The sequence below is a fragment of the Nocardiopsis sp. TRM 82005 genome, assembly GCF_056312425.1.
Map to the genome: position 1 here is coordinate 32,549 of NZ_JBWDTQ010000011.1, position 17,488 is coordinate 50,036.

A 17,488-nucleotide genomic window follows, 5' to 3' on the forward strand; every position below is an offset into this window, starting at 1 on the left:
GTCCACGGCCGCGGTGCTGAGCGTTATCCTCAAGCCACAAACAGTCGACGCTCCTTTGTGGAAGCAGGACAACACCCCTGTTGGGGAAAGGGGAAACGTGATTCACCTCGACCGGCTCGTCAATGTTCTGGGCGGATACGGTGCCCGGCTGGCCGGTCCGGAGCCGCTGCGCCGCCAGGAGCTGCGCAGCGTGGCCATGCACGATCCCACCGACGACGTGCGGCTCCTGGGCGACGCGTTCCTCGCGGTCGGTGTGGACTCGGCGGCCGAAGCCGTGCGCCTCGCCGAACAGGCCCGTGCGACCGTCGTCATCGTCCGTTCCGCCGACGAACCCGGCGACGAGGTGCGCGGGCGCCTCCGCGAGAGCGGGCTCGCACTTCTCACCGTGGAGCCCGCCGTGTCGTGGAGCCAGATATCCGGCGTCGTCTACGGGTTGGTGCTCGAAGGGCGTGAGACCGAGGCCGGACGCGGTCCCAGCGACCTGTTCGCCCTCGCCGACACCATCGCCTCCGAGGTCGGGGGACCCGTCACCATCGAGGACCGCGCCTCCCGGGTGATCGCCTACTCCGCCTCCCAGGCGGACACCGACCAGGTACGGCGGGAGACCCTCGTGGAGCGCCGGGTACCGGAGGCGGTCCGGGAACGGCTCGACGCTGACGGGGTGTTCACCCGTCTGGCGGCGTCCGCCGAACCCCGGTTCGTTCCGGGAACACCCGCGCTCGGGGTGGGCGGACGCACCGCCGTGTCCATCCGGGTGGGCCGCGAGATCCTGGGATCTCTGTGGGTGGTGTGCGACGCCCCGCTGGGCGCGGAGCGGTCGCGGGCTCTGCGCGAGGGCGCCTACACGGTCGGCCTGCACATGTTGCGGGCCCGGGTGAGCAGCGACCTGGAGAGGCAGGTCGAGTCGGAGTCGGTGATCGACCTCCTGGAGGGATCGGCCGACCCGACGCAGACGGCCGGGCGGATCGGCCTGCTCGCCGAGGGGCTGCGCGTGGTCGCCTTCCAGGCCCGTGTACGCACCGAGCCCGAGGTCGCGATCCTGCACCTGTTCGAGCAGGTCACCACCGGTTTCGGTTGGTCACGACCGGGACGCAGCACGCTGTTGGGAACTACCGTGTACACGGTGCTGCCCTGCGGGAGCGACCCCGCTCCCGCGGTGGAGTGGGTGCGCTCCACGCTGCGGGGCCTGCCCGGCAGCCTGGGGGTGGTCGCCGGTGTGGGCGGTGTCGCCGACGTCTCCGGACTGCCCGCGAGCAGGCAGGAGGCGGACGAGTGCCTGACACTGCGTGGACGGGTCTCGGAGGGAGCCGACGCGGTCGTCTACGACGACGCCTGGCACTCCGTGCTGCTGCGCCGACTGCGTCTGGTGGCCGAGAGCGGCCGTCTGCCCGTCCGGAACCCGGTGGCGGAGTTGGTGCGTCACGACGCCGAGCACGGCACGGACTACGCGCGTACGCTCCGCACCTGGCTGTACGCGCACGGCGACCTGGGCCGGACCGCGCAGCTCCTGGGCCTGCATCCGAACACGGTGCGGTACCGGTTGCGCCGGATGGGCGGGGTCGCGGACCTGCGGCTGCACGACCCGGAGGCCCGCGTGGCGATGACGGTCGCGCTGGCCGCCCTGGTGGGCGCCTCCGGAGAGGGGCCGGCCCGGAGGTGATCCCGGTGCGGCCGTACCCGGTGCCGCGCTGCCTCAGCTCCCCTCGTCGGGGACGAGCACCACCTTGCCCACCACGCCGCCCGACTCCGCCAGCGCCATGGCCGCGCCAGCCTCGCTGAGCGGTATCCGTGCGGCCACCCGCGGCGTGACCGCGCCCTCGGCGAGAAGTCCCAGGACCGCGCCCAGGTCGCTGGCCAGCAGGCTTCGGTAGCGGTCCGGGCGGCGGTGGCCCTCCCACAGGTTGAAGAAGTGCGCGCCGCGCTCGTTGGGCAGCGCGTTCCACAGCAGCAGGCGGGCGAACAGGGCCAGTACCGGAAGGCGCGGGTCGCCGGGGACGTCGCGGGTGGAGGCCGTGCCGTAGGACACAAGGGTGCCGCCCCGGGCCACGTGCCGGAAGGAGTCGACGATGCCCGGGCCGCCCACATGGTCGAAGACCGCCCGCACGCCGTTCGGCGCCAGTTCGCGGATCCTGGCGTGCAGGTCGGGGGCCTCGCGGTCGAGGGGAAGGGCACCGAGGGCACGTACGGCCTCGGCGTGCCGGGCGGAGGCCGTGCCGACGACGTGGACACCCGCGTGCCGGGCCATCTGCACGAGGGTCGAGCCCACGCCTCCGTTGGCGCCGAGCACGACGACCGTGTCACCTCTACGGACACGGGCCAGCCGGTGCAGCATCCGGTACGCGGTGACGCCGTTGACCACCATGGCCTCGGCGTCGGCCGCGTCGACGCCCTCGGGTACGGGGACCAGGTCGGTGGCCGGCAGGAGGACCCGGCTGGCCCATCCCCCGGTCTTGGTGAGCGCGGCGACTCGTCTGCCGACCAGCGAGGAGTCGGTCCCGGGCCCCGCCGCCTCCACCGTGCCGACGAGGTCGTAGCCGGGGACGAACGGGAACGGCGGCTGGTCGAAGTACTTGCCCCGGCGCATCTGCTGCTCGGCGAAGGAGACTCCGGTGGCCTCCAGACGGACGAGGGCCTGCCCGCGGCCCGGAGGGTCGAGCTGGCGGTGGCGGATCTCCAGGTCCTCGGCGGCCACGATGCCGGGCAGGACGACCTCGACGGTGCTTCGGGCGGCGCGGCCGGCGGGCCGGTCGTGCTGTGTGGAGCGGTCCTGCTGTGTCATGACGGTCTCCTCCTTGTTTGTGAGTGGCCACTTACAAAATGGGGCAGAAAAAAGCCCGGAGTGGCGCGGGAGTGCGCGGTTCAGCTCCAGGTGGCGAACATGGTGACGGCCAGGGCGGTCAGCGGGATCAGGGTGATCCAGCGCATCGCGGTCTCGTTCGCGGCTCTCACCTCCCTTCGGGTGGCCTGGGGGCGTGGCGCATGCCCTGGGTGAGTGTGCGCGTCCACGGGTTGTCGAGTTCGTCCAGGTCCAGGGCGGTGACCAGGTGGCACAGCATGCCCATGGCGACGAAGCGCTGCACCTGCTCGCGGGTGCCGCCGGACAGCTCGTGCGCGAGGGTGACCACCCCGGCGTAACCGCGCCGCAGGGTGTCGCGCACCTCCGGGATCTCGGTCGCGCTCTGGGCGTGGACCTGGAGCATGAGCAGGTCGCGGTCGGCGATGAGGTCGGCGTAGGCGTCGCCCATCGCCTCCAGTACCTGGGCGGACGGTTCCTCGGCGGTGTGCTGCGCGCCTTGGCGCAGCGCCGCCTCGATGAGCTCGAAGCACCGCTCCAGCGTCGCCGTGAACAGTCCCAGCTTGCTGCGGAACAGGCGGAACACGTAGGCCTGGGAGATGCCTGCGGCGTCGGCGATCTCGGTGACCGGGGTGGCGTGGTAGCCGGTCCGGGCGAACACGGGGACGGCTTGAGCCAGAATGGCCGTGCGTCGGGCATCGGCGTTGGATCGGGGTGCTTCGGTGGTGCTCATGTATGTGAGTACACAGTCACAAAGGGGAAAAGTCAAGTCCCCGAGAGAGGTTCTCCGGGAGGGGCACCGACCCGTGCCCCTCCCCTCCGGTCAGCCGTGCTGCGCGGGTGCGGCCCCCGCGGCGGCCGGGCGCTTCCTGGCCGAGCCGCGCCGGATCGCCGTGACGACCGCGATCACGATGGCGGCGAGGGTGCCCAGGGAGGGGATGGCCAGCCAGACCACGGCCTTCACCAGCTGCTCGGCCTCGGCGTCACGTACCACGTCCATGCCGGCGATCCCGTGGCTGATGTCGGACTCCTCGTCGCACAGGTAGGTGTGTGTCCCGGGCTCGCGGGTGTCCAGCACGCGCAGCATGCGCCACCGGCCGTCGTCCGTCGCGTACCCCGTGTCGATGTCGGTCTCGCCGTACTCGCCGGACGGGGTGACATGGAAGCAGCTGAACACGTTGGGGTCCGTGGTGAACAGCGCCCATTCGCCCTCCTCGCCCTCGCCGACACGAAGGTCACGGAGCCCTGGCCCTCCAGCTCGGCGACGAAGTCGGGCGTGGGCCGGTCGGGTTCCGTTCCGATGGCGATCAGCACGCCGCCGACGAGGAGCGAGGCCACCAGGACGACCACGCTCAGCAGGTACCCGACACGGCTAGGCACGGCGGGGGAGGAGGGAGCGCCCGGGGGCCGTGCGGAGGTGGGGAGGGAAGGATTCGACATGACCGGAATTGTGTCAGGCGGCAATGACCGTCCGTGACTCGGACGCCCGTCTTGCGCGGGCCCGGAGGCTCGGGTGCCGGGCACGTGATCGCGTTCGCCGTTGAACCCGCGCAGGGTATAGACGACACTACGGCCCCTACGGATATCGGGGTTCGGCTCCCAGCGTCGTGACCCAGACACCTATAGTGCTCGCATGAAGATCGTCGTGCAGGTGCGCCCCATGCCCACGCCCGAGGTGGCGTCGGCACTCGAGTGCACCCCGCACGCCTGCAACGGTGCGGCGAACCGGCTCTCGGGCCAGGCGCACGAGCGGGGCGAGTCCTCCCGCGAGGCGTCGCAGGAACTGGCCTACCGCGACCTGAAAGGCCTGGGGCTGTCGGCTCAGCCCGCGCCGCACGTGCTGCGGAAGGTCGCCGGTGCGTACTCGACGCTCAAGGCCAACGTCCGGAATGGGAGCCTCCCGAAGAAGATCGTGACCGGGGCTGAGCTCATCTCGAACGGGATCGCCCTGGAGGACCTGGGCGGTACCGGGCAAGAGGGTACGGCCGAGGAAGCCCCAACGGGTCACGCTCCACTCCTGGGCCTTCGCCCAGCTCGGTCAGTTCCTCGAGTACAAGGCCCGCCGCGCTGGAGTCCCGACGGTGTACGCCGATCCGGCCTACACCAGCCGGGAACGCGCCCAGTGCCGTCACATCGACAAACGCAACCGGGCCGATCAGGCCCGCTTCGTCTGCTGGGGGCGCGGGGTCGTTGCCCACGCCGACCGGAATGCTTCCCGCACGATCGCCCACCGCGGCTGTGTCGTGTGGGACGCGGGGCGTGAGTCACGCGTCCCTGCCACCCCGTGACGGGGTGTCTGGACGGAGGGGTCGACCCAGCGGCCGGCCGGGCGCTACTCCGACGAGGGACTGGGGCTGTTCTGATGGACTCCTCCGCCGACGACGCGGCGGTGGAGAGGGGTGGCCGTCACCGACGCGGCGGCCGCCCTGATCCGCCGGCTGCGCGACGAACACGGGCCGCTCATGTTCCACGAGTCCGGCGGATGCTGCGACGTCAGCTCGCCGATGTGCTATCCGGCGGGGGAGCTGCGCACCGGGGACTCCGACGTCCGACTGGGTGGCCTGGACGCGGGTGCGCCCGAACCGGTACCGGTGTGGATGTCCCGCGCGCAGTTCGATCTGTGGAGCCACACCCACCTGACCATCGACGTCGTCCGGGGCCGGGGCTCGGGCTTCTCCCTGGAGGCCCGACCGGCAACCGGTTCCTCATCCGCTCCCGTCTGATGAGCGACGACCAGGCCGAGGGCCTCTGACCGCTTCCCGCCTACCGGACCGGGCCGCCTTCTGAGTCCTCGCCGGCGCCGTCCTTGGCCGCCAGGCGATCGGCCAGCTCGTCGCTCGTCATCAGGCTCTCGTCGATGCGCCCGGTCCGGTAGCCCACCCGGGCGGTGATGTGGCCCGCCACCGGGATGGTCACCATCTGGAAGAGCCCCACCAGCACCAACGTCCCGACGCTGAACACGTTGGTCTCCACCGGGATCAGCCGGATACCGATTCCCACCAGCACCAGTAGCAACCCCAGCACCTGGGGCTTGGCGGCGGTGTGCATGCGTGAGAGCAGGTCCGGGAAGCGGAGCAGCCCCACTCCGGCCACCAGGGAGAGCATGGCCCCGGCCAGGATGCACAGGATCGCCACCCAGTCCAGGACGGCGGTGAACTGCTCGCTCACGGGGTCTCCCCCCTCTCGGACTCGGGGACCGCGTCGATGGGCGCGGCCGAGGACGGGTGCGTGTCGGTCGTCGGAGCCACGTGCTCCTGCCGTGTCCGTCGGGCGACGAACTTGGCGATACTGACCGAGCCGACGAAGCCCAGCAGGGACAGCACCAGCAGGGTCGGCAGCACGGTGGGGTCGCGGTTGAAGGCGGCGTAGGCTCCCGCGCCGGTCAGCGCCGAGGCGAGCAGTACGTCCACGGACAGTGCCCGGTCCAGGATGCTCGGGCCGATCAGCATCCGTGTCAGGCCCATCAGCGCCGCCAGGCCGAGCATGACGCCGATGACGGTCCACAGAACGGTCACGCTCTCCCCCTCTCTTCGAGATTCTCGGGACCGCCCGCACGGAGCGCGGCCATGTCCTCGTGGGTACCCAGGGCCATCACGAACCGCTCTTCCAGTTTCCAGACGTCTCGGCGGCCCCTCTCGACGGACGCCTCGTCCTCCGTGCCCAGGATGTGCACGTACAGGATGCGCTCGGGCCGTTTGGTCTCGACGATCAGGGTGCCGGGGATGATCGAGGCGGCGATCGCGGTGCACACCATCGTCAGGTCCGAGTCGGTGCGCATCCGCACCGCCACCACCGAGTTGCGCACCTGTCCGGGGCTGAAGGTCATCACGGTCACCTGGAAGCTGGCCATGGCCATCTCGGCGAACACGTGCAGGATCAGCCGGGCCAGGTTCACCGGGTGGAAGCGGGGCACGGGGGTGATCGGCGGCAAAGGGAACAGCAGCATGATCAGTACCGACACCAGGAAGCCCAGGACCAGCAGGCCCAGCGACTCCCAACGCGGCTGGAAGCCCTCGAAGAGCAGCATCCACACCAGGGTCATGCCGAGTGCGACCGGGATCTGCACCTTGCCCAGACGGCGTCGCAACGCGGTCAGGCCGAGTCTCTTCTTCTCCTTCAGGTCGATCAACGGTCGCCTCCGAGAACCGCCTCGATATAGGACGCGCGTGCCTGTAGTTCGATCGCGGCATCGGACGAGTACCTGATCAGGGGACCCGCGAACACCGTCAGGGCGAGGCCGAACACCACCAGTGCCACGGTGGCGCCGACCATGCTCTTCGGCAGGACCACCGACGTGACCACCGGCGTGGCCGCGGTCGAGGTGTCCCTCAGCCGGGAGGACGGACCGACCGCCTCACCGGGGCCCAGCGCCGCGGTGGAGGGGTCGTCGGTCTCGGTGTCCTCCAGGACGGTACCGGGCTCGGCCACCATGCCCTCGGAAGGCGTCCGCCAGAACGCGTAGTTCCACACCCGGGCGATCACGTACAGGGTCAGCAGGCTGGTCAGCACCGACGCCCCCACCAGCGTGTACGCCAGCGGCGTGCCCGCCTCCACACCGGCCTGCATCAGGCCGATCTTGCCGAGGAAGCCCGACAGCGGCGGGATCCCGCCCAGGTTCATCGCGGGGACGAAGAACAGGATCGCCAGTACCGGTGCGATCCGCACCAGGCCGCCCAGCTGGTCCAGGGAGGTGGACCCGCCCCGGCGTTCGATCAGGCCCGTGACCAGGAACAGCGTGGTCTGCACCGTGATGTGGTGCGCGATGTAGAACACCGCGCCCGCCATGCCCTGCTCGCTGCCCAGGGACACGCCGAAGACCATGTACCCGATGTGGCTGATCAGCGTGAACGAGATCAGACGCTTGATGTCGGTCTGCGCGACCGCGCCCAGGATGCCCATGATCATGGTCGCCAGTGCCACCCACATCAGCAGGCCGTTGAGCTGTTCGCCGGGGAACAGCAGGGTCTGCGTACGGATGATGGTGTACACGCCCACCTTGGTGAGCAGGCCGGCGAACACCGCGGTGACCGGGGCGGGCGCCGTCGGATATGAGTCGGGCAGCCAGGCGGCGAGCGGGAACACCGCGGCCTTGATGCCGAAGGCGAACAGCAGGATGATCTGTAGGACCGCCCTGAGGTCGGTGGACAGCTCCGGCAGCCGCTCGCCGAGGTGGGCCATGTTCACCGTGCCGGTGGCACCGAAGACCAGCGCGATGGCGATCAGGAACAGTACCGACGACACCAGCGACACCACGACGTAGGTGGCGCCCGCCCGCATGCGGGACTGCGTGCCGCCCAGCGTCAGCAGCACGTAGCTGGCGGTCAGCAGGATCTCGAACCCGACGTACAGGTTGAACAGGTCGCCGGCCAGGAAGGCGTTGGACACGCCCGCCACCAGGATCAGGTAGGTCGGCTGGTACACCGACAGGGGCGCTACCTCGGCCTTGCCCGCCATGCCCTGACCGATGGAGTACACCAGCACGGCCAGCGTGATCGCCGCCGAGACCGTCACCATCAGAGCGGACAGCCTGTCGGCGACCAGGGTGATGCCGATCGGCGTCTCCCAGCCGCCCACCTGTACGGCCTGCGGCCCGAACTCGTGTGCGCCCAGCATCAGAACCAGGCCGACGGCCAGGACCAGGGTCAGCGAGATGACGCTCAGCCACTGCTGTAGGTGGGGCCAGCGGATGCCGAGGGCCAGTTTCACACCGGCCGTGAACAGCGGGAGCACCACCGGCAGGGGAACGAGGTAGTGCAGGATACCGGCGAGGTGGTCCACACCCATGGTCACTCGCTCCCTTGCAGGTCGCTGTCCTCAGCGCGAGCCAGGCGCTCGCGCTCGGCCCGCATGGCCTGACGCGCCTGTCGCCGCTGTGAGCGGACGCGGCGGCGCAGCTCGCGCCACAGTTCGCGCTCCGCGGCGCGGTCAGCCCTCTTGTGCTCGCGCAGCCGCTTCCGGCCCTGCCGGATCCGGCCGCGCAACTCCTGGACCTGTGCGGTCATGCTCTCCGCGCGGTCGCTCAGGCGGCGCATGGTCTCCTGGGACTTCTTGTCCGGGTCGTGGTCCTCGGCCTCCAACTCGTAGCGGGCCAGTTCGGCCTGCGCCCTGGCGATCTCCGCCTTGATGCGGGCCTGCTCGGCCAGCTCCCGGGCGTCGGCGACGGCGATGGTCGCCTGGAGCTCAGCGCGCTGGCGGCGGATGTCGGCCTGGAGCCTGCGCCGTTCCTTGAGGAAGCGCTGGCGCACGGCGCGGCGGCCCTCACCCTGGACGATACGCAGGTCCTCGACGTCGTCCTGTACCTCGTCGTTGCCTTCCAGCTGCCAGCTCCGATAGGCCATGGCCAGCAGGAACGCGGTGATGCCGAGGGTGATGACGATCGCGGTCAGGACCATCGCCTGCGGCAGCGGGTCGGTCATGTTCTCGGGCTCGGTGAGCCACATGATCGGCGGCCCGCCGGGTTCGCCCGCCATGGACAGGATCATCAGGTTGACGCCGTTGCTCAGCATGATGAAGCCGAGCAGCACACGGGTGAGGCTGCGTTCCAGCAGGAGTACGACCCCCACCGCGACGAGGACGCCGACGACGATGACGATGAGCAGGCTGGGGGAGTCGTTCACGAGATGACCTCCTCGGCGGGCTCGGAGGGTTCGGTCCTGCCTTCCTCCCGCGTGTGCGCGGCGTCCCGTTCGATCTGTTCGTCGATGCGGGCTCCGAGGCTGCGCAGGATGTCCAGGATCAGCCCGATGACCAGCAGGTACACGCCGAAGTCGAAGAGCAGGGACACCGTGACGTGGGCTTCGCCCAGGATCCAGAGGTCGATGTAGGCGTGGCCGCCCGCCAGGACGTCGGTACCGAAGACCGCGCCGCCCAGCGCGGTACCGGTGGCCACGGCCAGGCCGGTGCCGATGAGGGCGCCCGGCTGTACCCACGCGGTGGCGTACAGCTCGAACCGGCCCCCGGCGAGGTAGCGGACGATGAACGCCAGCCCCGCGACGATGCCTCCCGCGAAGCCGCCGCCGACCGAGCCGTGGCCGGTCAGCAGCAGGTACACCGAGATCACCATGACCACCGGGAAGAGGAAGCGCGAGACGACCTCGAAGATGACCGACCGGCGCTCGGTGGGCAGGGCGTCGGCGCCCGGTAGCCAGGTGTGCTGCCACCGGGGCTTGATGTGCATGTCCCGCGGGGCCAGCCGGAGTTCGCCGAGGTCGAGCTTGTCCTGGTCGTCGGCGGGCTCCGGCGGCGTGGTGATCGACAGGGCCATCACCCCGCCCGGGGTCTTGCGGGGCTGGACGCGGCGGCGCACGAACATCAGGCTGGCCACGCCGGCGGCCGCGGCGGCGAGTACCGAGATCTCGCCCATGGTGTCCCAGGCGCGGATGTCGACGAGCAGGACCGAGACGATGTTGTCACCGCCCGCCTCCTTGGCCGCGGCCGGGTAGCCCTCCGAGATGGACGGTTCCTTGCGGCCCGCCAGGGAGAACCAGGTCATCGCGGCGACCACGACGCCGGTGGCCAGGCCCAGGGCCAGGTTCCACACCCGGCGTCCGCGCAGGGCGGGTACCGAGAAGTGGGACGGGAACCGGCGCAGCACCAGCACGAAGACCACCAGGCTGACGGTCTCCACGAGGAACTGGGTGAGCGCGATGTCGGGGGCCCCCATCACGTAGAAGAGGGTGGCGACGCCGTAGCCGCCGGTACCGACGAGGATCACCGCGTACAGGCGGCGCCGCACGAACAGTGTGAGCAGCGTGGTGACGATGATGATCAGGCCGGGGATCATCTGCACCGGGGAGTCCCACGGGCGCGGACTCGGGTAGTCGCCGTCCCAGACCTGCCCGCTGATCATCCACCACCCGGCGGCGACCACCAGGGCGACCAGGATCGTGCCGAGGTAGATGGGCAGTGAACCGCGCTGGGTGGTGCCGGTGACCTGTAGGGCCAGGTTCTCCAGTCCGGCGAGCATACGGCGGTAGACCCGGTCGGGGGCGGGCAGCGCTGTCCGCCTGCCCGCCCACACGACCTGGTGGCGGAAGACGAACATCACCAGGCCGCCGCCGACGCACGCCGCCGAGAGCAGCAAGGGAAGCTCGAAGCCGTGCCACAGGGCGAGGTGCTTCTCCTCGGCGCCGGGCGCGGCGGGGACGGTGTCCGCGTACACGGCGAGGAGGGGGTCGGCCAGGCTGGAGAGCAGGCCGCCCAGGAGTCCGAGTCCGGCCATGATCGCGGCGGGTGCCTGGAACAGCGGGCCGGGGGAGTGGACCGGTGTGGAAGTGACGTCCTCCTTGACGGAGAAGGCGCCCCACAGGAAGCGCATGCTGTAGGCGACCGTGAAGACGGTGCCCACCGTGATACCGGCCAGGACCGCGATGTCGACGGCACCGCCGTGGGTGAAGGCGCCGAAGGCCAGCTCCTTGGCGGCGAACCCGAGAGCGGGCGGCAGGCCCGCCATCGAGACCAGGGCCACGACCGTTGTCCAGAAGGACCCCGGCATGGACGTGCGTAGGCCGGAGAGTTCACGCAGGTCGCGTGTGCCGGTGCTGTGGTCGATGACGCCGGTCACGAGGAACAGCGGCGCCTTGAACAGCGAGTGCGCGATGAGCATGGAGATCCCGGCCAGGGCTCCGGCCCGGGTTCCCGCGCCCAGCAGTGTGATGAGGAAGCCGAGCTGGCTGATGGTGCCGTAGGCCAGGACGAGCTTGAGGTCGAACTGGCGCAGTGCCTTCCAGCCCGCCAGGACCATGGTGAGCGCGCCGAAGAACAGCGCCGTGTACTGCCAGGTGACGGCGTCGTGGAAGGCGGGGGTGAGCCGGGCCACCAGATAGACGCCCGCCTTGACCATCGCCGCGGCGTGCAGGTATCCGGAGACCGGGGTGGGAGCGCGCATGGCGGCGGGTAGCCACAGGCTGAACGGGAACAGCGCCGACTTGGACATCGCGCCGATCATCACCAGGACGAGCGCGACGTTGACCGCGGTGCCGCTGGGCGGTGCGGCGACGATCTCGGAGATGACGTAGGTCCCGGCGGTCTCGCCGAGCACGACCATGCCGACGAGCATCGTCAGGCCACCGAAGGTGGTGACGGTCAGGGCCGTCATGGCCGCTCGCCGGTTCTCCTTGAGTTCGGTGCTGTGCCCGATGAGGAGGTAGGAGAAGACCGTGGTCAGCTCCCAGTACACGAAGAGCTGGATGAGGTCGTCGGCCAGCACGAGGCCGAGCATGGCCCCGGCGAAGGCGACGAAGACCCCGGCGAAGCGCCCGAGGTTGGGTTCGGAGTCCTCGAAGTAGCGGCCGCAGTAGACCAGGATCAGGGCGCCCACGCCCACGGCGATGAGCGTCATGACCAGGCCCAGGCTGTCCATGTACAGGCCGAGCCGGAGCGAGAACTCGGGGGCCCAGGGCAGGGAGGTGGCGAGCACCTCGCCGTGCAGGATCTCGGGTATCCGGAAGAGGGCCCAGACGGCGGAGGCGCCGGGTACGGCGGCGAGTACGAAGAAGGCGTTGCGCCCCCACTGGCGCACCAGTAAGGGCGCGATCGCAGCTGCGACGAAATGCGCGATCAGCACTGTTGTCAATGCGCCCCTCCCGGACCGACCCGGGCCCGCCCTGTTTCCGGGCGGACGTCCACTGCCCCCAGCAGCGGTCCTCTTGCCCACAACCGGATCAGTGGACGGGGTGTCGCTACGGTTCGTAAGGGGCAAGGATGTGTGTGAACTTGCGTGTATAAGCTATTTAATAGCTAGACTACGCAAACGTCAAACCGCCGCGCGGTCGTGGGCCCGCGGCACCCGCCCAGCCTGCGAGGACCGTTTCGTGCCCGACGAGCCACACGAGCCCCGTGCCGAGCAGCACGATGCTGAACTCGAAGAGTTTCAGCGCGCCTGGACCGAACTCATCAATACGGCCATCCACGCTCGTTCCCGCAGCGGGCACGGCCACCGGGGCGCCGAGGAACTCACTCTCACGCAGGCGCTTCTTATGGAGGCGGTGCGTGGGATGGACCATCCCAGTGTCGGAGCGGTCGCCCAGATTGTCGGTGTTTCCTCTCCTTCCGCCACACGCATGATCCAACAGCTTGAGCGCAAGGGCATGATGGCGCGCCGTCGTTCCGAACGTGATGAGCGCAGCACCGTGGTGACCATCACCGAGGAGGGCGAGCGGGTACTGGCGATCCGCCGCAAGGACATGGAGCACAAACAGCGGCAGGTCTTCGACGCCATAAGGCCGTCGCTGCGCCCCATGGTGCTCACCCTCCTGCGTGACCTGCGCGAGGCCCTGGAAGAGACCTGAGGGGCGCGCGGGCCGGGTCCCGGTCGGCGCGGCCGCCGTCCCCCGACCCGGCGCCTCCGCCCGTGGGGCGGGGAGACTCCTAGGAGACGCGTCCGTCCACGGCGTGCAGTCCGGCGACTCCGGCGAGGATGAGCAGGACGAAGACGATCCTCAGCGGGCTCGCGTCCTCCCCGAGGAAGGCGATTCCGGCCAGCACCACCCCCGCGGCGCCGAGCCCGACCCACACCGCGTACCCCGTGCCGACGGGCAGGTCGCGCAGGGCCAGGGAGAGCAGGGCGAAGCTGGTGGCGGCGGCGCCGACCGTCAGAACGCTCGGCCACAGCCGGGTGAAACCGTGCGACTCCTTCATGGCCAGCGCCCAGACCACCTCCAGGGCGGCGGCGCTCCCGAGGAGCAGCCACCCCGCCGGAAGCCAGCCGGGCAGGTTCACGCCGCTCACGCGTTCGCCCCCGCGTCGACGAGGATCGAGGTCCCGGTGATGCTGCGCCCGTCCGGCCCGACCAGGTGGGCCACCGACGCGGCCACGTCATCCGGCGAGGAGTAGCGGCCCAGCGCGGTCAGCGCGCGCTCGGCCTCCGCCTCCGGGGCCTCCGCCGGGTTCATCTCGGTGTCGGTCGAGCCCGGGTGGACGAGGTTCACCGTGATCCCCCGCTGACCGAGTTCGCGGGCCAGGGAGCGGGTGAGCCCCAGCAGCGCCGCCTTGCTCGTGGTGTACACGGTCATCTCCGGGAGCGAGGCGCGCTCGCTCAGGTTGCTCCCGATGTTGACGATCCGCCCGCCGGGCCCCATGTGCCGGACGGCGGCCTGCGCCGCGACGAACGCAGCACGGGTGTGTACGGCCATCGTGTGGTCGAACTCGGCCACGGTGGCCTCCTCGAAGGGGCCGAAGGGGGCGGTTCCGGCGTTGTTGACCAGGAGGTCGAGGCCGCCGAGCCGCTCGCGGACCCGGTCGACGGCACCGCGTACCGCCTCGGGGTCGGCGGAGTCGGCGCGCACCGCCAGGGCGCGCACCCCCTGGGCCCGGGCGGTGCGGGCCACGGCTTCGGCGCGATCCTCCGCGTTCAGGTAGGTCAGCGCCACGTCCGCTCCCTCGGCGGCGAGTCTGCGGACGACGGCGGCGCCGATCCCGCGGCTGCCGCCCGTGACCAGGGCGACGCGTCCGGCGAGGGGGCCTGAAGGAGTGCTGGGGGCCATGTCGGCTCCTTGGTGTCGGTGTGTCTGCCACTGCCGATGCTAAGTGGAATTAATTCCACTTACAAGGGGTGTGGGGGATGGCTATACTCTCCGCGTGTTCGCAGGTCATCAGGAACCCCCGAGGGCCGCGCCGTGAGCGGGCCCGTGTCCCGGCGGCGGGCGCTGCCCATGGCCGGGGCCGCCCGCCCCGAACGCGCTGACGCGGCGCGCAACCGCCGCGCCCTCGTCGCGGCCGCCCACGAGCTCCTCGCCGAGCACGGCGTGGACGGCCTGACCCTGGAGGCCGTGGCCGCCCGTGCGGGCACCGGGGTGGGAACCGTCTACCGGCGCTTTGGAAACCTGGCCGGGCTCACCCACGCGATGGTCGACGCCGAGGAGTACGGGTTCCAGCGGGGCTTCCTCCAGGGGCCGCCGCCGCTCGGACCGGGGGCGCCGCCCCTCGAACGCCTGCACGCCTTCGCGGACGCCTTCGTCGACCGGCTGGAGATCCAGGCCGAACTCCTCGCCGTAGCCGAGACCGACTCCACCCAGGCCCGTTACCGCAGTGGGGCCTACGCCGCACATCACGCGCACCTGGCGGCCCTGGTCGCGCAGCTGCGTCCGGAGGCCGACACCGCCTACGTGGCCGACGCCCTGCTCACCCCGCTGGAAGCCGCTCTCTACGTCCACCAGCGGCGGACCCGGGGGATGGGCGTGGAGCGGGTCCGCGCCGGGGTACACGAGGTCGTCGACCGTCTCCTCCTCCGGCCCTGAGGATGCCCGGGCTCCCGGCATCCCTGTGACCTGCGCTCTCCGGTGAGGGCAGAAGGGGTCTGCCATGGGCAGATCTGCCCCGGGCCGAAACGGTGGAAGCCGCACGGTCCGCCGACGCAGGCTGGGATCACCGGCCGGGCGGGCGACCACCCCGCACAGGGGGCCGGGAGAGGGAGAGCGTCCATGTTGATCCAGGAACGGCTCGCTGAGGAGGGTCCCGGCGGCGCCTTCGACGACCAGCTGGCCGCGCGCCTGCTGCGCAGCCGCATCGTGCTGTTGGGCACGCAGGTCGACGAGACCAGCGCAAACCGGGTGTGCTCGCAGATCCTGCTGCTGGCCGACGAGGACCCGCGCAAGGACATCACGCTGGCCGTCAACAGTCCGGGCGGCGTGATCTCGGCGGGCCTGGCGGTCTACGACACGATGAACTTCGTGCCCAACGACGTGTCCACGCTGGTCATGGGTTTCGCCGCCAGCATGGGCCAGTTCCTGGCCTGTGTCGGTACCCCGGGCAAGCGGTACAGCCTGCCGAACGCGAGGATCATGATGCACCAACCCTCGGGAGGGCTGGGCGGGACCGCCGCCGACATCGCCATCCAGGCCGAGAACCTGGCGCACACCAAGCAGACCATGGTGCGGCTGATCGCGAAACACACCGGCCAGACCGAGGAGACCGTCTTTCGGGACCAGCACCGCGACGCCTGGTTCACCGCGCAGGAGGCCAAGGAGTACGGGTTCGTCGACCACGTGGTCGAGTCCGTGTCACAGATGAACGGCAGCGGGCTGCGGCTGGGCGCCGGTTCGCCGGGATTCGCCACCCAGGTGGGGGGAGAGGGACGATGAGCGGTCGCTACACGGTGCCGATGGTGGTGGAGCGCACGCCCCAGGGCGAGCGGTCCTTCGACGTGTTCAGCAGGCTGCTCTCGCAGCGGATCGTCTTCCTGGGCACGCCGATCGACGACGACGTCGCCAACGTGGTGATGGCGCAGATGCTCCACCTCGACTACGAGTCGAGTGAGACCGACATCCAGCTCTACATCAATTCGCCCGGCGGCTCGAACACCGCCCTGACCGCCATCTACGACACCATGCGGTTCGTGCGCGCCGACGTGGCTACGGTGTGCATGGGGCAGGCGGCCTCCGCGGCGGCGGTGCTGCTCGCGGCGGGCACGTCCGGTAAGCGGATGGCGCTGGAGCACGCGCGGGTGCTGCTGCACCAGCCCTCCGGGGAGGGGCAGGGGGTCGCCGCCGACCTGGAGATCCAGGCCGGGGAGATCCTGCGGGTCCGCTCCCAGGTGGAGGAGATCCTGGCCCGGCACACCGGACAGACCCAGGAGCGCCTGCGCGCCGACACCGACCGGGACAAGATCTTCACCGCCGAGCAGGCCAGGGAGTACGGCCTGGTGGACGGGGTTATCACGACCCGGGAGGTCGCCCCGGCCGCCAGGAGCGCCGCGTAGCGGAGCCGTCCGGGGCCGGCCCCGGACGGCGCGTCCCCGTCTCCGGGAAGGGAGGCGGGGACGCGTGCGCGCCGGGGCTCAGGCGGCCAGTGACAGCACCTGTGCACGGTGGACGGGCACGGTCGTGGTGGAGGTGCCCGCGGCCCGGTAGTCGCCCAGGGCGGTGCCGGTCCGCTTGAGCGGCGCTGCCACGGTCCGCTGGTACAGCTCCCCCAGTACCTCGGCGAGGCTCAGCCCGAGAGAACGGTAGACGGCGGCGAGCACCTCGGAGGAGGCCTCCTTGCGCCCGCGCTCGATCTCGGACAGGTAGGGAAGCGACACCTGGGCATCCTCCGCCACCTCGCGCAGAGTCCGGCCCTGCTCGGTCCGGGCGCGCCGCAGCAGGTCACCGAGGAGGTCGCGCATGAGGGGCTCCTCCGGTTCCCTGGCGCCGCCCACGCGGGCCTCCTCCAGAGAGCGTAGGACGTCGGTCATCGGGGCCTCCCGGTCTGGCGTTGGTCTCTCCCGAGCGTACGCCGCGGACCGTGTCGCGGGGGAGTCGTCCACAGGCCTTCTGCGTAGGGCAGAACCAGACCGTGGAAGTACCCGAGATGCCGCCCGCGGATCCCTCCAAAGCGGCCCAAAGGTTCGTCCCGAACGCGTGTTCCCCGGGTTTTCCCCTTCACGGAGCGGGCAGGAGGAGAGAGCGTCTACATCCGGAGGAACCCATGGAGATCACCGGAATCATCAGCGCGATCATCGTCGGACTGATCATCGGCGCATTGGGACGCCTCGTCGTTCCCGGCAAACAGCACCTGCCGATCTGGCTGACCCTGCTCCTGGGCATCGTGGCGGCCTTCGTCGGCGGCTGGATCGCCTCCCTGTTCACCGGTTTCTGGCTCTTCGTAGTGATCATCCAGGTGCTGGTGGCAGCCGCGATCGTCTACCTCGCGGACGGCTTCTACTCCAAGAGCGCCGGGGGCAGGACCGCCTGAGGCGGCCCGCCCCGCTCCGGGCCG

Annotated in this window: 19 protein-coding genes and 1 pseudogene; 8 read left to right on the forward strand and 12 right to left on the reverse strand. The window is 70.6% G+C overall.

Going from position 1 to position 17,488, the window contains the following annotated elements; translation table 11 throughout:
- Positions 1-97 precede the first annotated feature (97 nt).
- Complete coding sequence (locus tag AC0T5L_RS07760) at positions 98-1,660, forward strand: PucR family transcriptional regulator (protein ID WP_476164712.1); 1,563 nt, start codon at positions 98-100, stop codon at positions 1,658-1,660.
- Positions 1,661-1,693: 33 nt separating this feature from the next.
- On the opposite strand, the gene AC0T5L_RS07765 is transcribed toward AC0T5L_RS07760, so the two are convergent.
- The 3 genes from AC0T5L_RS07765 to AC0T5L_RS07775 all read right to left on the reverse strand — a co-directional run bounded on the left by AC0T5L_RS07765 (position 1,694) and on the right by AC0T5L_RS07775 (position 3,971).
- A complete protein-coding gene (locus tag AC0T5L_RS07765) occupies positions 1,694-2,779 on the reverse strand; it encodes a medium chain dehydrogenase/reductase family protein (RefSeq protein WP_476164713.1) in 1,086 nt (361 codons plus the stop codon).
- Positions 2,780-2,945: 166 nt separating this feature from the next.
- Positions 2,946-3,527 (reverse strand): TetR/AcrR family transcriptional regulator, encoded by a 582-nt coding sequence (locus AC0T5L_RS07770; protein ID WP_476164714.1) that lies wholly within the window; start codon positions 3,525-3,527, stop codon positions 2,946-2,948.
- Positions 3,528-3,617: 90 nt separating this feature from the next.
- Complete coding sequence (locus tag AC0T5L_RS07775) at positions 3,618-3,971, reverse strand: hypothetical protein (RefSeq protein ID WP_476164715.1); 354 nt, start codon at positions 3,969-3,971, stop codon at positions 3,618-3,620.
- A 745-nt stretch (positions 3,972-4,716) separates the two neighbouring features.
- Between AC0T5L_RS07775 and AC0T5L_RS07780 the strand changes: the two genes are divergently transcribed.
- Both AC0T5L_RS07780 and AC0T5L_RS07785 read left to right on the forward strand, forming a co-directional pair.
- A complete protein-coding gene (locus AC0T5L_RS07780) occupies positions 4,717-5,082 on the forward strand; it encodes a transposase (protein ID WP_476164988.1) in 366 nt (121 codons plus the stop codon).
- Between the two features lie 74 nt (positions 5,083-5,156).
- Positions 5,157-5,546, forward strand: a pseudogene (locus tag AC0T5L_RS07785) (DUF779 domain-containing protein).
- Positions 5,547-5,557: 11 nt separating this feature from the next.
- On the opposite strand, the gene mnhG reads toward AC0T5L_RS07785, so the two are convergent.
- The 6 genes from mnhG to AC0T5L_RS07815 are packed head-to-tail and all read right to left on the reverse strand — an operon-like array spanning position 5,558 to position 12,359.
- Positions 5,558-5,962, reverse strand: coding sequence for a monovalent cation/H(+) antiporter subunit G (gene mnhG / locus AC0T5L_RS07790; protein WP_476164716.1), 405 nt, complete (start codon positions 5,960-5,962; stop codon positions 5,558-5,560).
- Complete coding sequence (locus AC0T5L_RS07795; protein ID WP_476164717.1) at positions 5,959-6,309, reverse strand: monovalent cation/H+ antiporter complex subunit F; 351 nt, start codon at positions 6,307-6,309, stop codon at positions 5,959-5,961. Before AC0T5L_RS07795 ends, mnhG begins: the two co-directional genes overlap by 4 nt.
- Entirely contained in the window at positions 6,306-6,923 is a 618-nt protein-coding gene (locus AC0T5L_RS07800) for a Na+/H+ antiporter subunit E (RefSeq protein WP_476164718.1), read from the reverse strand. Before AC0T5L_RS07800 ends, AC0T5L_RS07795 begins: the two co-directional genes overlap by 4 nt.
- The gene (locus tag AC0T5L_RS07805; RefSeq protein ID WP_476164719.1) at positions 6,920-8,578 is read right to left on the reverse strand and encodes a Na+/H+ antiporter subunit D; all 1,659 of its coding nucleotides are present in this window, start codon (positions 8,576-8,578) and stop codon (positions 6,920-6,922) included. The genes AC0T5L_RS07800 and AC0T5L_RS07805 overlap by 4 nt, the downstream gene beginning before the upstream one ends.
- A gap of 2 nt (positions 8,579-8,580) precedes the next feature.
- Complete coding sequence (locus AC0T5L_RS07810) at positions 8,581-9,411, reverse strand: Na(+)/H(+) antiporter subunit C (RefSeq protein ID WP_476164720.1); 831 nt, start codon at positions 9,409-9,411, stop codon at positions 8,581-8,583.
- A complete protein-coding gene (locus AC0T5L_RS07815) occupies positions 9,408-12,359 on the reverse strand; it encodes a Na+/H+ antiporter subunit A (protein ID WP_476164989.1) in 2,952 nt (983 codons plus the stop codon). Before AC0T5L_RS07815 ends, AC0T5L_RS07810 begins: the two co-directional genes overlap by 4 nt.
- 247 nt (positions 12,360-12,606) lie before the next feature.
- On the opposite strand from AC0T5L_RS07815, the gene AC0T5L_RS07820 reads away from it, so the two are divergent.
- Positions 12,607-13,083: a MarR family winged helix-turn-helix transcriptional regulator gene (locus AC0T5L_RS07820; RefSeq protein ID WP_476164721.1), complete on the forward strand. Its 477-nt coding sequence runs from the start codon at positions 12,607-12,609 to the stop codon at positions 13,081-13,083.
- 79 nt (positions 13,084-13,162) lie between these two features.
- On the opposite strand, the gene AC0T5L_RS07825 is transcribed toward AC0T5L_RS07820, so the two are convergent.
- Both AC0T5L_RS07825 and AC0T5L_RS07830 read right to left on the reverse strand, forming a co-directional pair.
- Entirely contained in the window at positions 13,163-13,522 is a 360-nt protein-coding gene (locus AC0T5L_RS07825; protein WP_476164722.1) for a DMT family transporter, read from the reverse strand.
- Positions 13,519-14,277, reverse strand: coding sequence for an SDR family NAD(P)-dependent oxidoreductase (locus AC0T5L_RS07830; protein ID WP_476164723.1), 759 nt, complete (start codon positions 14,275-14,277; stop codon positions 13,519-13,521). Before AC0T5L_RS07830 ends, AC0T5L_RS07825 begins: the two co-directional genes overlap by 4 nt.
- Before the next feature lie 132 nt (positions 14,278-14,409).
- Between AC0T5L_RS07830 and AC0T5L_RS07835 the strand changes: the two genes are divergently transcribed.
- The 3 genes from AC0T5L_RS07835 (at position 14,410) to AC0T5L_RS07845 (ending at position 16,490) form a co-directional block, all read left to right on the forward strand.
- Positions 14,410-15,030 carry a TetR/AcrR family transcriptional regulator gene (locus AC0T5L_RS07835; protein ID WP_476164724.1) on the forward strand — a complete coding sequence of 207 codons (621 nt, stop codon included), beginning with the start codon at positions 14,410-14,412 and terminating at the stop codon, positions 15,028-15,030.
- A gap of 183 nt (positions 15,031-15,213) precedes the next feature.
- Entirely contained in the window at positions 15,214-15,873 is a 660-nt protein-coding gene (locus AC0T5L_RS07840; protein WP_476164725.1) for a ClpP family protease, read from the forward strand.
- A complete protein-coding gene (locus tag AC0T5L_RS07845) occupies positions 15,870-16,490 on the forward strand; it encodes an ATP-dependent Clp protease proteolytic subunit (RefSeq protein WP_476164726.1) in 621 nt (206 codons plus the stop codon). The genes AC0T5L_RS07840 and AC0T5L_RS07845 overlap by 4 nt, the downstream gene beginning before the upstream one ends.
- Positions 16,491-16,568: 78 nt before the next feature.
- Here AC0T5L_RS07845 and AC0T5L_RS07850 read toward each other — a convergent pair whose 3' ends face one another.
- Positions 16,569-16,964 carry a helix-turn-helix domain-containing protein gene (locus AC0T5L_RS07850; protein WP_476164727.1) on the reverse strand — a complete coding sequence of 132 codons (396 nt, stop codon included), beginning with the start codon at positions 16,962-16,964 and terminating at the stop codon, positions 16,569-16,571.
- A 233-nt stretch (positions 16,965-17,197) separates the two neighbouring features.
- Here AC0T5L_RS07850 and AC0T5L_RS07855 point away from each other — a divergent pair, with 233 nt between their 5' ends.
- Positions 17,198-17,464, forward strand: coding sequence for a GlsB/YeaQ/YmgE family stress response membrane protein (locus AC0T5L_RS07855; RefSeq protein WP_476164728.1), 267 nt, complete (start codon positions 17,198-17,200; stop codon positions 17,462-17,464).
- The last annotated feature ends 24 nt before the right edge of the window (positions 17,465-17,488 follow it).

Bases quoted from the DNA above. Each gene is read 5' to 3' on its own strand.
- AC0T5L_RS07805 (WP_476164719.1), bottom strand. From the start codon at position 8,578: ATGGGTGTGGACCACCTCGCCGGTATCCTGCACTACCTCGTTCCCCTG.
- AC0T5L_RS07845 (WP_476164726.1), top strand. From the start codon at position 15,870: ATGAGCGGTCGCTACACGGTGCCGATGGTGGTGGAGCGCACGCCCCAG.
- AC0T5L_RS07850 (WP_476164727.1), bottom strand. From the start codon at position 16,964: ATGACCGACGTCCTACGCTCTCTGGAGGAGGCCCGCGTGGGCGGCGCC.
- AC0T5L_RS07855 (WP_476164728.1), top strand. From the start codon at position 17,198: ATGGAGATCACCGGAATCATCAGCGCGATCATCGTCGGACTGATCATC.
- AC0T5L_RS07770 (WP_476164714.1), bottom strand. From the start codon at position 3,527: ATGAGCACCACCGAAGCACCCCGATCCAACGCCGATGCCCGACGCACG.
- AC0T5L_RS07765 (WP_476164713.1), bottom strand. From the start codon at position 2,779: ATGACACAGCAGGACCGCTCCACACAGCACGACCGGCCCGCCGGCCGC.
- AC0T5L_RS07840 (WP_476164725.1), top strand. From the start codon at position 15,214: ATGTTGATCCAGGAACGGCTCGCTGAGGAGGGTCCCGGCGGCGCCTTC.
- AC0T5L_RS07830 (WP_476164723.1), bottom strand. From the start codon at position 14,277: ATGGCCCCCAGCACTCCTTCAGGCCCCCTCGCCGGACGCGTCGCCCTG.